Origin of the sequence: Bacillus sp. z60-11, from assembly GCF_046464135.1 — a bacterium.
GTDB classification, from domain to species: Bacteria; Bacillota; Bacilli; order Bacillales; family Bacillaceae; genus Bacillus; species Bacillus sonorensis_A.
Genome location: NZ_JBIYSN010000007.1, coordinates 101,963 through 115,058 on the forward strand (window position 1 = coordinate 101,963; position 13,096 = coordinate 115,058).

The following is a 13,096-nucleotide window of genomic DNA, read 5'->3' on the forward strand; positions in this document are numbered from 1 at the left end:
AACCGGGTGCTTTTTTACGGCTGTTCGCCAGTCTGTCCCTGTTGCTTCATATAAGTTTGGCAAACATATGTCATGGGACAAAATCGTAAAATGCCGGAAGCGGCTTTCAGCGCGCCCATAAACATGCAGAAAAGCGTCATTCTGCACCACGGTTTTCTCGTAAACTTTGCCGCTGCCGCCGACAGGATCGTCAGTCCGCAGGCGATGCGAAATACGGCGTCAAACAGTCCGATGTTTTGCTTCATGATCAATTCCTCCGATTAAAATAATTAAATAAAGTGTTTATTCGAAAAATTGTAACGTGTTGGTAATGCGTGACTATAGTAAATGTGTTAACATAGGATCATTACATGTAAAGGAGAGTATGTGAATGTTCGAACGCACCTTAATTTGGAAAAACAAGCACATCAGATCGCAAGTTGATGTTGTAAGTTCAAGGCTGCTCCCAACGCTCCTTTTACGAAATGCATCCGTACTGAACCCGTTTTTAAAGCAATGGATCAAAGCAAACGTATGGATTCATCATGACAGAATCGTCTATGTCGGCCGAGATTTGCCTAAATCGGCTGTTAAAACTACAATAGATTGTGAAGGAAAATACATTGTACCCGGGTATATTGAGCCTCATGTGCATCCTTTTCAAATTTATAATCCCCAAACATTGGCTGAATATGTGTCACAGTTTGGCACGACGACATTCGTGAATGACAACTTATTTCTGCTTTTGCATTGCGGAAAAAAGAAAGCGTTTTCTATATTGGAGGAACTGAAAAAACAGCCTGTCCACTACTACTGGTGGTCAAGGTATGACCTGCAGACCGAAGTCTTGAATGAAGATCAAATCTTATCGATCGATTACCGAAAACATTGGGGAGAACATCCGGATGTGATACAGGGAGGAGAAATGACAAGCTGGCCGCGCCTTTTGGACGGCGATGATCTGATCCTGCATTGCATGCAGTGCACGAAAAGAAGGCGGAAGCGAATTGAAGGCCATTTTCCGGGCGCATCGGAAAAAACATTAACAAAAATGAAGCTTTTCGGCGCTGACGCCGATCATGAAGCCATGACGGGAAAGGAAGTGCTCAAGCGGCTTGAGCTTGGGTATCATGTGGGGCTGAGGAATTCTTCCATCAGGCCTGACCTGCGAAAGATTTTGCGCGAGCTTCATGAAGAAGGCTTTCGCCATTATGACCATTTGTTTTATACGACGGACGGCGCCACACCGAACTTTTATAAGGAAGGCATGACGAACAAGCTGATCGAAATTGCCATTGATGAAGGAGTGCCGTTGATTGACGCTTATAATATGGCCTCATTTAACATCGCCAAATATTATCATATGGAAGACATTCTCGGCGTTGTCGCACCGGGAAGATACGCGACACTCAACATTTTGGAGAGTCCTGAAAAACCCGATCCCGTGACGGTTCTTGCGAAGGGGCGAATCTTGAAGGCGGACGGCATTGATATGAAGGCGTTTACAGAGCCGGATTGGCAAAAAGGGGGTCTTGTCCCTCTCAACCTTTCATATGATCTAACGATGGATGATTTGCAGTTTTCGATGCCGCTCGGCTTGAAAATGAGGAATTCGGTCATTATGGAACCTTATACAATTGAGATTGACAATTCCGTCAATCAGCTCTCTTTTGACCATGATGAAAGCTATCTTTCCATGTTTGACAAAAACGGAAAATGGCGGGTCAATACGATGCTGAAAGGATTCGCGACCCGGGTTCAAGGGTTTGTCAGCTCATACTCAACAACGGGGGACATTGTGGCAATCGGCAAAAACAAGGAAGACATGCTGCTTGCCTTTAAACGGATGAAAGAAATCGGAGGGGGAATCGTCTTAGCCGAAAACGGAAAAATACTGCACGAGATTCCTCTGCATTTAAGCGGCGGCGCATCAAATGAGACGTATGAGAAGGTGCTTGAAAGGGAAGAAACATTAAAAGAACTTCTTTTCGAAAGAGGCTATACATTCAGCGATCCTGTCTACACGCTTCTTTTTCTGCAAAGCACGCATCTCCCTTACATCAGAGTGACGCCGAAAGGGATCTTTGATGTCATGAAAAAAACTGTACTCTTTCCATCGATAATGCGTTAAAATATAAAAGAGCGGGAGCTATTTGATGATCAATCGATATGTAAGAGTGCTGCTGTGTTTTGCCTGTGTATGTTTGCTTGCATCATGCCAGCAGCAGAATAAGCAGGAGTCTGGAGAGAAACGATATCCGCTTTCGGGAATGAAAACGGACGGGGACATCCAAAAGCGGCCGATTGCTGTCGTGGTCAATAATCATTCGAAAGCAAGGCCGCAGTCCGGTTTAAGCAAAGCCGACATTGTGATTGAGGCGCTCGCTGAAGGACGGATTACCAGGTTTCTGGCGATTTTCCAGAGTGAAATGCCTGAAGCGGTCGGTCCTGTCAGAAGCGCGCGGGAGTATTTCATTGATTTGGCTCTCGGCTTTGACGCCGTATTTGTGCACCACGGCTGGAGTCCTGGTGCGAAAAGCCGGCTTGAAAGCGGTGAAGCCGATTATGTCAATGGAATGGATTATGACGGCAGTCTGTTTTGGAGAGCGGATTTTCGACAAGCGCCGCATAATTCGTACACGTCATTCGAAAACATCAAACAAGCAGCTGAAGAAAAAGGATATGCCCTAAAAGCCCGCACAGATTCGCTTCCTTTTACAGAAAGCCGCAAAAAGCCTTCAAAGCCGCTTTATTCCATCCGGTTGGATTATGGAACAACATCTGTTGCAAACCGTGTGGAATACGGTTATGATCAGAAGGCTGACGGCTATGTGAGAACGTCAAACGGCGCTGTCACAACAGATCTTGAAACAGACAAACCGGTTATTCTTCAAAACATTCTAATAGCGGAAGCCGAACATCATCAAAAGGATGCGTACGGGAGAAGGGAAATCGACCTCATGTCCGGCGGAAAAGGGCTGCTTTTGCAAAACGGAGAAGTCCGTCAGATCAACTGGAAAAACGAAAACGGCCGAATCATCCCTGTTGATGACGGAAAAACCGTTCCATTCGTGCCGGGTAAAACATGGATCAATATCATTCCCGATCTCAGCAAGGTTTCTATTAGTAAAGGAGAAGGTGTTAACGATGCAGATCGATAAATTGCGCGGGAGAGAGCTGGACCAGCTTTTTCAATCCATTCTGTCATTAAAAGATCTCGAAGAATGCTATCGCTTTTTCGATGATTTGTGCACGATAAATGAAATTCAGTCACTGGCTCAGCGGCTCGAAGTGGCCAGGATGCTTCGCGACGGCAACACGTATCACAAAATTGAGACGGAAACCGGAGCGAGCACGGCGACCATTTCCAGGGTGAAGCGCTGCCTGAACTACGGAAACGACGCTTATATCATGGCCCTGGACCGTGTAAAAGAAAAAGAATCTGAATCATCTTCGTGATGTACACTTGGACCGCCTGGCTTGGCGGTCTTTTCATGTCCGTCAACTTTTGCCTCCGTTGTATGATTCCTCCTTCATCTTTCTGCACGATCCGTTTTTCCAAAGAGAATGAATTTGTTATAATATTTAAATGGTAAGAACGATTGGAGGAGCTTTTTTCATGTACGATATTACCGAGTGGAAGCACGTCTTTAAACTCGATCCCGATAAAGAGATAACGGATGATCAGCTTGAACAGCTGTGTGAATCCGGCACAGATGCGATTTTGATCGGCGGAAGCGACAATGTCACAGAGGACAATGTCCTGCGGCTGATGTCAAAGGTTCGCCGTTTTTTAGTCCCATGCATCCTTGAGGTGTCAACGATTGGCGCGATCGTTCCGGGATTTGACCTGTATTTTATCCCGACGGTGCTGAACAGCAGGGACCGCGACTGGATTGTCGGTTTACATAAAGAGGCGATGAAAGAGTACGGCGAACTGATGTCGCCTGAAGAAATCGTTGTTGAAGGTTACTGTATTTTGAATCAAGACTGCAAGGCGGCCGCTTTGACAAATGCTGATGCTTCGCTTGATCTTGAAGACATTAAAGCATACGCGCGAATGGCTGAGCATCTTTTCCGGCTGCCCGTCTTTTACATGGAATACAGCGGCATGTTTGGAGACGCCGAGGCGGTTAAAGAAGCAAAGTCTGTGCTGCAACGTACGACATTGTTTTACGGCGGCGGGATTAAAGATCCGGAAACAGCGGCGAAAATGGCTGAGCATGCCGATGTGATCGTCGTCGGAAACGCGGTTTATGAAAATTTCGGACAAGCGCTGAAAACGGTAAAAGCCGTAAAAGAGTAAGGCGAAACGAATCGGATTGGTTTATAATAGAACATATGTTTTGAATAGGCGGTGAACGGATTTTGAATTATATTAGCGACCAATTATTAAATGGGTTGAATAAAGTGCAGCAGGAAGCGGTCAGGACAACGGATGGGCCGCTTTTGATCATGGCCGGCGCGGGAAGCGGCAAGACGAGGGTGCTGACACATCGGATCGCCTACCTGATGGCGGAAAAGCGTGTCGCGCCTTGGAATATTTTGGCGATTACCTTTACGAACAAAGCGGCCAGAGAAATGAAAGAACGTGTGGAAAGCATTCTTGGGCCGGGAGCCGATGACATTTGGATTTCGACATTCCACAGCATGTGCGTCAGAATTTTGCGGAGAGATATCGACCGGATCGGGATCAACCGAAATTTCTCAATTTTGGACACCTCAGATCAGCTTTCCGTGATTAAAGGTATTTTAAAAGAGAGAAACATCGATCCGAAAAAATTCGACCCGCGGAGCATTCTCGGTTCGATCAGCGGCGCGAAAAACGAATTGATCGAACCGGAGGAATACGAGAAAACGGCGGGCGGCTTCTTTGATCAGGTCGTCAGCGACGTGTATACGGATTATCAGAAAAAGCTGCGGAAAAATCAGTCGCTCGATTTTGACGACTTGATCATGACGACGATCCGTCTGTTCGACCGGGTTCCCGAAGTGCTCGAATACTATCAGCGCAAATTTCAATACATTCATGTCGATGAGTATCAGGATACAAACAGAGCGCAGTACCTGCTCGTCAAAAAGCTGGCGCAGCGCTTCCAAAACATCTGCGTCGTCGGGGATTCGGACCAGTCGATTTACAGATGGCGCGGGGCGGACATCGCCAACATTCTTTCATTTGAAAAAGACTATCCGAACGCAAGCGTCATTCTGCTTGAACAAAACTACAGATCGACGAAGCGGATTTTGCATGCGGCGAATGAAGTGATCCAACACAATTCAAACAGAAAGCCGAAAAACCTTTGGACGGAAAATGATGAAGGTGCGAAAATCTCTTACTTCAGAGGCGACAATGAATTTGGCGAAGGCCAATTTGTCGCGGGCAAAATCAGGGAGCTTGCCGGCTCCGGAAAACGATCCCTTTCAGACATCGCGATTTTGTACCGGACGAACGCCCAGTCCCGTGTGATCGAGGAAACGTTGATGAAAGCGAACATCAACTATAATATTGTCGGCGGCACGAAATTCTACGACAGAAAAGAAATCAAAGACATTCTCGCGTATTTGCGCCTTGTGGCAAATCCTGATGATGATATCAGCTTCGCAAGGATCGTCAATGTGCCGAAGCGCGGCGTCGGTGCGACGTCCGTCGATAAAATCGCGGCGTATGCCGATATGAACGGGATGTCTTTATTTGAAGCGCTCGGCCAGGTTGATTTTATCGGCCTCAGTGCCAGAGCAGCCAACGCGCTTGACGAGTTCAGACAGATGATCGAAAACTTGACGAATATGCAGGAATACTTATCCGTCACAGAGCTGACGGAAGAAATTCTTGAAAAAACCGAATACCGCGAAATGCTGAAAGCGGAAAAATCTCTGGAAGCCCAGAGCCGTCTCGAAAATATCGACGAGTTTTTATCCGTGACGAAAAACTTTGAGCAGCAAAGCGAAGACAAATCGCTCGTCGCCTTTTTGACGGATTTGGCGCTCATCGCCGATATCGACCAGCTTGATCAAAAAGAAGAAGAGTCCGGAAATAAAGACGCCGTCATTTTAATGACGCTCCATGCCGCAAAAGGGCTTGAATTTCCGGTTGTTTTCCTGATGGGTCTTGAAGAAGGGGTCTTCCCGCACAGCCGCTCCCTGATGGAGGAAGCGGAAATGGAAGAGGAGCGCAGGCTCGCCTATGTCGGCATTACGAGGGCTGAGGAAGAGCTCTATTTGACAAACGCGAAAATGCGGACGTTATTCGGCAGAACGAATATGAATCCGGAATCGAGGTTCATCGCGGAAATACCGGAAGAATTATTGGACAATCTAAATGAGAAGAAGAAAGATCTGAAAAGTCCGTTCGCAAGAAGACCTGAGCGGAGGGGACCGGTGAAGAGACCAGCCGCCGCATCCTACAGCAAAACGGGCGGAGACGGCGTCAATTGGGCCGTCGGCGACAAAGCTTCCCATAAAAAGTGGGGTGTCGGAACGGTCGTCAGCGTCAAAGGATCCGGCGAATCGACAGAGCTTGACATCGCCTTTCCGAGCCCGATCGGAGTGAAGCGTCTTCTCGCGGCCTTTGCGCCAATTGAAAAGCAATAATGGCAAAAGACCTGAAATGAAAGGACGAAATCAATGGAAAAAGAAGCAGCGAAACGCCGTGTGGAACAACTGCGTGCACTGATCAACCAATACAACTATGAATATCACACACTTGACGATCCGAGCGTGCCCGACTCCGAATACGACAAGCTGATGAAGGAGCTCATTTCAATAGAAGAGGAGCACCCTGATCTGAAAACGCCCGACTCTCCTTCACAGCGCGTCGGCGGAGCCGTTTTGGACGCTTTTCAAAAAGTGCAGCACAAAACGCCGATGCTGAGCCTCGGCAACGCGTTTAACGACGAAGATCTGCGCGACTTTGACCGCAGGGTGCGCCAGGCGGTCGGAGACGTTGAATATAACGTTGAATTCAAAATTGACGGTCTTGCCGTTTCATTGCGGTATGAAAACGGCGTATTTGTCAGAGGTGCGACAAGGGGCGACGGAACGACCGGCGAGGATATCACAGAGAATTTGAAGACGATCAGAACCATTCCCCTCAAAATGAAGCGCGACCTTTCGATTGAAGTGCGCGGGGAAGCCTACATGCCGAAACGCTCCTTCGAATTGCTGAATGAAGCGCGGCATGAAAGGGGCGAAGAGCCGTTTGCAAACCCGCGCAATGCGGCTGCCGGCTCCTTAAGACAGCTTGATCCGAAAATTGCCGCGAAACGAAATCTTGATATCTTCGTCTACAGTATAGCGGAGCTTGACGAAATGGGTGTCGAAAGGCAGAGCCAGGGGCTCGATTTTCTCGATGAACTCGGCTTTAAAACGAATCACGAACGAAAAAAATGCAGCACGATCGAAGAAGTCATCGAAATCGTTGAAGAGCTGAAGACAAAACGGGCCGACCTCCCGTATGAAATTGACGGGATCGTCATTAAAGTCGATTCCCTTCACCAACAGGATGAGCTCGGCTATACGGCGAAAAGCCCGCGCTGGGCGATCGCCTACAAATTTCCGGCTGAAGAGGTTGTCACAAAGCTGTTGGATATTGAATTGAGCGTCGGCCGCACAGGCGTTGTGACGCCGACGGCGATCCTGGAGCCCGTGAAAGTGGCGGGAACGACGGTCCAAAGAGCTTCCCTTCACAACGAAGATTTAATTAAGGAGAAGGACATCCGGCTTTTGGACAAAGTCGTCATCAAAAAAGCGGGCGACATCATCCCTGAGGTTGTCAATGTCCTTGTTGAACAGCGGACCGGTGAGGAAAAGGAGTTCAATATGCCGGAGGAATGTCCGGAATGCGGAAGCGAACTCGTCCGAATCGAAGGCGAAGTCGCGCTTCGCTGCATCAATCCGGAATGTCCGGCACAGATCAGGGAAGGCCTGATTCATTTCGTTTCCCGCAATGCCATGAATATAGAGGGGCTCGGTGAGCGTGTCATCACCCAGCTGTTCCGTGAGGATTTGGTCCACAATGTCGCAGACCTTTACAAGCTGACAAAGGATCAGCTGATCAAGCTTGAACGGATGGGCGAAAAATCGACCGACAACCTGTTGGCCTCCATCGACAAATCGAAGGAAAATTCATTGGAGCGGCTGCTTTTCGGCCTCGGCATCCGCTTTATCGGCGAGAAAGCGGCGAAAACGCTCGCCATGCATTTCGAAACGCTCGACAGGCTTAAAAAAGCATCAAAAGAAGAATTAATCGAAGTGGAAGAAATCGGCGATAAGATGGCGGACGCCCTCGTCACTTATTTTGAAAAAGAAGAGATTCTGAAGCTGTTGGCTGAGCTGGAAGAGCTCGGCGTCAATACGGTTTACAAAGGCCCGAAAAAAGCGGCCGCCGAAGACAGCGATTCCTATTTTGCCGGAAAAACGATCGTGCTGACCGGTAAGCTCAGCGAGATGTCGCGAAACGACGCGAAAGCGGAAATTGAAGCGCTCGGGGGAAAAATCACAGGCAGTGTAAGCAAAAAAACCGATCTTATCATTGCCGGCGAAGCGGCAGGCAGCAAACTGGCCAAAGCTGAAGAGCTGAACATCGAAGTCTGGGATGAAGCAAGGCTGATCAGTGAGCTAAAGAAATAAGAGGAGTGTGTTCTATTGAAAAAGATATTATGTTTGGCGGCTGCTGCGGGTATGCTGATGCTCTCAGCCTGTGCGCCGAATTTTGGGGGAGAAGAAGAACAGGAGATGGTCCAAAAGACGGAAAAGTCAAAAGAAAAAGCGATCATTCCGAAATACAACATCTCTGATTCTTATTATAAAATGGTTCTTCCTTTTAAAGCCGGAAAAGCCCGGGGATTGACGACAGAGCGGCTGAATACGAGGCTTGACATCGATGAATTTGAAACAGGCATGATGCGCCTCGCACAGAATTCTTTCCCTACGGACGATTACCTTTTTCAGGAAGGTCAATATTTGGATGAAGATACTGTGACAAGCTGGCTGGCACGGAAAAAAACGGGCGATGACCTGAAGAAGGCGCAGAAAGAAGATAAGAATTTTGAAAATCTCGGGCTGAATCCGCCTCTTTCCGGAAGCGGGTCAAAGGAAGAGCAAAACGAGAAAAGCCCGATCTATCTCGCTCATATGCTTGAGCACGATTACCTTGTCCGCAAAGACAAAGACACGATCGAGCTGGGCGGTGTTGTCATCGGTCTGGCGCTCAATTCTGTTTACTATTACCGCGAAAATGTCGGCGATCCGCAAAAAGAAGTGACAATCAGCGATAAAAAATTGAAAACAGAAGGTGAAAAGATCGCGCAGGAAGTCGCAAAACGAATCCGCAACATGGATGATCTGAAGAATATTCCGATGACGATCGTCCTATACAAACAGGCGCCGAAATCATCGATCGTGCCTGGAAACTTTATCGCAAAAACCGAAGTGAAAGCAGGTTCAAGCGAAATCAGCGGCTGGGACAATATCAATGAAGAATACACCTTCTTCCCATCAGATGAAGGGAAGGAAAAGCACCCGGATGACTCAGAGCTTTTTAAACGGTTTAAAAATAAAGTCGATACGTATTTCCCGAACTACACAGGTGTTGTCGGCACAGCCTTGTATAAAGACGGCGAAATGCAGGAGATGAAAATCAATATCCCGATGCAGTTTTACGGGAAAAGCGAAGTCATTGCCTTTACGCAATTTCTGACCGGTGAAGTGATGGATTACTACGGTAAGAGCGGACTGAATGTGGAAATCAACATTACGTCATCTGACGGACAGGAAGCCCTCATCCTCAAAAAGCCGGGAGACAAAGAACCGACCGTTCATATTTATGATTCATAAAAGAAGAAGCAGCTGGATAAGGCTGCTTCTTTTCGCACTTAAAGCGTATCGCATTTCACCCCGACGACACCGTCGATCGCTTTGATGTCGTAATAAACATCAGTGACATACCTCTTCTTATGGACCATGATTTTCGTTTCCATAATCGGGAAGTCTTTTTCCCGCATATCATCGATCCGGACGGAGTGAATCCGGATGTCTTTCGCTTTCATTTCCTTGAGGATATCGGTCATTTTATCCTTATCAGACAGCGACATGCGAATGCGGATTTCTTTTTCCTGGAGACGGTCCGGACCGATTTTCCCGATCAGCCATGGCAAAAACTCGACGCTCACTAATATAAAGATCAGACTGATAAATGCTTCTTTGTAAAAACCGGCGCCAATCGCAACGCCGAGACCTGCCGCACCCCAGATCATCGCAGAGGTGGTCAGGCCGGATATGACATCATTGCTTTTTCTTAAGATGACGCCGGCCCCGATAAAGCCGATGCCGGAAATAATTTGCGCCGGCAGCCGCAACGGGTCCATCATAATCCTGTTTGATTTCGGAAAATGATAGGCTGCATCAATGCTCACCAATGTCAGGACGCATGAGCTGATCGCAATGACAATACAGGTTTTCAAGCCGAGCGGCTTGTTTTTCAATTCCCTTTCAAGACCGATGACCATGCCGATCAATGTCGCTGTTCCCAGCTTCAGGACCGTATCAAGGTCGATATGCCAATCCATGCCTTCGGACCTCCTTTCTCACTGAGCTGATTGATATGATTTTCTCACAGACATGACCGACAGACAACCATTTTTGAAAGGCGGGACTTTGCATGCTGATGTTTTTATCACTCATGTTTCCACTGGCGGTTTCCGTCATCATCTTGGCTGCTGCCTGCAATATGTTGATCCGCAAAAAAACCATTCAAAACCACTATACCCCTTTTGATTATATTGCCGGACAAACCGCAAAAGAATTCCATGAAGAAAAAAAGAGAAGCAAAGCCGGGACGATGATGAAAATAAAAAAGCTGCCAGGACATATATCTGGCAGCTTTTTTGTTGATGATTAAGAATGATTATCCTCGTGCGTCTGTTCCATTTCCTCAAACATGTCAGAAGCGACTTTAGCCGGCTTATTCGTCGTCAGACTGACAACGATAACGGCAAGCAGACTCAGGAAGAATCCAGGGATCATTTCATATACGCCGGTTGCCTCTTGAAGTCCGAAAATAATACAAATCAACACGGTGACAGCCCCTGTAATCATACCCGCTAATGCGCCCCACTGGTTCATTCGTTTCCAGTACAGGCTGAGAAGAATGGCGGGTCCAAAGGCGGATCCAAACCCTGCCCAAGCATAGCCGACGAGATCCAAGATCGTGTCATTTGGGCTTATGGACAGAAGAATGGCGATGACAGCGACCAGGAGAACGCTCAGACGGCCGACAAAGACAAGCTCTTTATCGGTAGCTTTGCGGCGGAAGAACGTTCTGTAAAAGTCTTCCGTCATGGCGCTAGACGTCACCAACAGCTGGGACGATACAGTACTCATGATAGCCGCAAGCAATGCGGAAAGCAGGAATCCTGTAATCAACGGATGGAACAATACCTTTGAAAAGACGATGAAGATCGTTTCAGGATCTTTCAGACTTGCACCCGTCTCATGGATATACGCCACTCCGATCAGTCCGACAAGCAATGCGCCGATGACAGAGATAATCATCCAGCCCATCGCAATGCGTCGGGCTGGCTTCAGCTCTTTTACGGATGAAATCGCCATAAAGCGGACGATGATATGCGGTTGCCCGAAGTAGCCGAGTCCCCAGGCAAGGAAGGAAATAATGCTAATGACGGTCGTTCCTTTGAAGAAATCAAGCAAGCTCGGATCGATTTCTTCTATCACATTTAAAGTCGGCGTAACTCCGCCTAATTGAGTAAAGGCAACGATCGGCACGAGCACTAAAGCGATAAACATAATCAAACCTTGCAGAAAGTCCGTCAGACTGACAGCCAAAAATCCTCCAAACAGCGTATAAGCGATCACGACTGCGGCCGTTACAAATAAACCGACTTTGTAATCAAGGCCAAACGCCGTTTCAAACAGCCGTCCTCCAGATACCATACCGGCTGACGTGTACAGTGTGAAAAACACGATGATGACAATGGCCGATGCCAGGCGCAAGATTCTTGTTGTATCATTGAACCGGTTTTCAAAAAAGTCCGGAATTGTTATCGCGTCGTTCGCTACTTCCGTATATGTGCGCAGACGGGGAGCAACGACTAAATAGTTCACATAAGCTCCTATCGTTAAACCAACTGCAAGCCAGGCGCTTGATAGTCCTGATACATACATGGCCCCTGGGAGTCCCATCAGCATCCATCCGCTCATGTCAGAAGCGCCGGCCGATAAAGCCGTAACAGCGGGCCCGAGACCTCTGCCGCCAAGCATATAGTCGTTCAGATTGGATGTTTTTCTGTAGGAATACCAACCGATTAAAAGCATAGTGGCAAAATAAATCCCCAACGAAATAAATATTTCAACACTCACGTTTCATATCTCTCCTCTTTAAAAATAATGTGGCATCACCTCTTTAGAATTTTCGACAATACTGATTTTATGCGTACGAAGAATGATTGCAGAGCCTTCTTTTTAAGGATCAAGTATTGGAATAATTAAGGCGCTGCCAATATGATCGTACTTAGTTAACTAACCTATCAAACTATTGGAAATCAATCAACCGTTATAAGCCCATTATTTTTTGACAAAAGGAAGCAAAGGGCCTGATAAGCATCCTAATGAAAGCGCTTACAATTATTATTCAAAGTAAAAATATTCTGAATACTAGGACGAGATGTCTTGTCCGGGATTTTCGTATACAATGAAAAAGGGCTGAAATCGCGGTTTTGTTGATTTAGCAGGCTGGTATTTGATATGATCAGTATTATATGACTAAACGAGAATCATCATGGAGGTGTTTTTTATGTCACGTATTTCTATAGAAGAAGTAAAACATGTCGCCCATCTTGCCAGACTGGCGATTACGGACGAGGAAGCGGCGATGTTTACTGAACAGCTGGACAGCATTATTTCATTTGCAGAAGAGCTGAATGAAGTCGATACAGAGAATGTTAAACCAACAACGCATGTATTGCAAATGAAGAATATCATGAGGGAAGACGTTCCTGATAAAGGCCTTCCGGTTGAAGATGTCGTCAAAAACGCGCCTGATCATAAAGACGGCTATATCCGCGTGCCGTCAATCTTGGACTAAATAAAGGAGGGAGCGAGA

General features: G+C 47.1%; 12 protein-coding genes. 9 read left to right on the forward strand and 3 right to left on the reverse strand.

Annotated features, from left to right (window positions below):
- Positions 1–14: 14 nt before the first annotated feature.
- On the reverse strand, positions 15–245 hold the full coding sequence (locus ACINLD_RS18485; RefSeq protein WP_026589682.1) for a DUF2892 domain-containing protein: 231 nt from the start codon (positions 243–245) through the stop codon (positions 15–17).
- 125 nt (positions 246–370) lie between these two features.
- Here ACINLD_RS18485 and ACINLD_RS18490 point away from each other — a divergent pair, with 125 nt between their 5' ends.
- The 7 genes from ACINLD_RS18490 to ACINLD_RS18520 all read left to right on the forward strand — a co-directional run bounded on the left by ACINLD_RS18490 (position 371) and on the right by ACINLD_RS18520 (position 9,813).
- Positions 371–2,110: an adenine deaminase C-terminal domain-containing protein gene (locus ACINLD_RS18490; RefSeq protein ID WP_026589681.1), complete on the forward strand. Its 1,740-nt coding sequence runs from the start codon at positions 371–373 to the stop codon at positions 2,108–2,110.
- 28 nt (positions 2,111–2,138) lie between these two features.
- Complete coding sequence (locus tag ACINLD_RS18495; protein WP_026589680.1) at positions 2,139–3,140, forward strand: DUF3048 domain-containing protein; 1,002 nt, start codon at positions 2,139–2,141, stop codon at positions 3,138–3,140.
- On the forward strand, positions 3,127–3,438 hold the full coding sequence (locus ACINLD_RS18500) for a YerC/YecD family TrpR-related protein (RefSeq protein ID WP_026589679.1): 312 nt from the start codon (positions 3,127–3,129) through the stop codon (positions 3,436–3,438). The genes ACINLD_RS18495 and ACINLD_RS18500 overlap by 14 nt, the downstream gene beginning before the upstream one ends.
- A 160-nt stretch (positions 3,439–3,598) precedes the next feature.
- Positions 3,599–4,285, forward strand: a complete 687-nt coding sequence (locus ACINLD_RS18505; protein ID WP_409445284.1) for a heptaprenylglyceryl phosphate synthase — start codon at positions 3,599–3,601, stop codon at positions 4,283–4,285.
- Between the two features lie 62 nt (positions 4,286–4,347).
- On the forward strand, positions 4,348–6,570 hold the full coding sequence (gene pcrA, locus ACINLD_RS18510; protein WP_026589677.1) for a DNA helicase PcrA: 2,223 nt from the start codon (positions 4,348–4,350) through the stop codon (positions 6,568–6,570).
- 33 nt (positions 6,571–6,603) lie between these two features.
- Positions 6,604–8,607 (forward strand): NAD-dependent DNA ligase LigA, encoded by a 2,004-nt coding sequence (gene ligA, locus ACINLD_RS18515; RefSeq protein WP_026589676.1) that lies wholly within the window; start codon positions 6,604–6,606, stop codon positions 8,605–8,607.
- A gap of 15 nt (positions 8,608–8,622) precedes the next feature.
- Entirely contained in the window at positions 8,623–9,813 is a 1,191-nt protein-coding gene (locus ACINLD_RS18520) for a CamS family sex pheromone protein (protein WP_026589675.1), read from the forward strand.
- A gap of 38 nt (positions 9,814–9,851) precedes the next feature.
- On the opposite strand, the gene ACINLD_RS18525 is transcribed toward ACINLD_RS18520, so the two are convergent.
- Entirely contained in the window at positions 9,852–10,544 is a 693-nt protein-coding gene (locus ACINLD_RS18525; protein WP_026589674.1) for an MgtC/SapB family protein, read from the reverse strand.
- A gap of 92 nt (positions 10,545–10,636) precedes the next feature.
- Here ACINLD_RS18525 and ACINLD_RS18530 point away from each other — a divergent pair, with 92 nt between their 5' ends.
- On the forward strand, positions 10,637–10,876 hold the full coding sequence (locus ACINLD_RS18530) for a DUF3951 domain-containing protein (RefSeq protein ID WP_035428791.1): 240 nt from the start codon (positions 10,637–10,639) through the stop codon (positions 10,874–10,876).
- On the opposite strand, the gene putP is transcribed toward ACINLD_RS18530, so the two are convergent.
- Positions 10,873–12,354 (reverse strand): sodium/proline symporter PutP, encoded by a 1,482-nt coding sequence (gene putP / locus ACINLD_RS18535; protein ID WP_026589673.1) that lies wholly within the window; start codon positions 12,352–12,354, stop codon positions 10,873–10,875. The genes ACINLD_RS18530 and putP overlap by 4 nt on opposite strands.
- A 433-nt stretch (positions 12,355–12,787) precedes the next feature.
- On the opposite strand from putP, the gene gatC reads away from it, so the two are divergent.
- Positions 12,788–13,078: an Asp-tRNA(Asn)/Glu-tRNA(Gln) amidotransferase subunit GatC gene (gene gatC, locus ACINLD_RS18540; protein WP_003179590.1), complete on the forward strand. Its 291-nt coding sequence runs from the start codon at positions 12,788–12,790 to the stop codon at positions 13,076–13,078.
- Positions 13,079–13,096 lie beyond the last annotated feature (18 nt).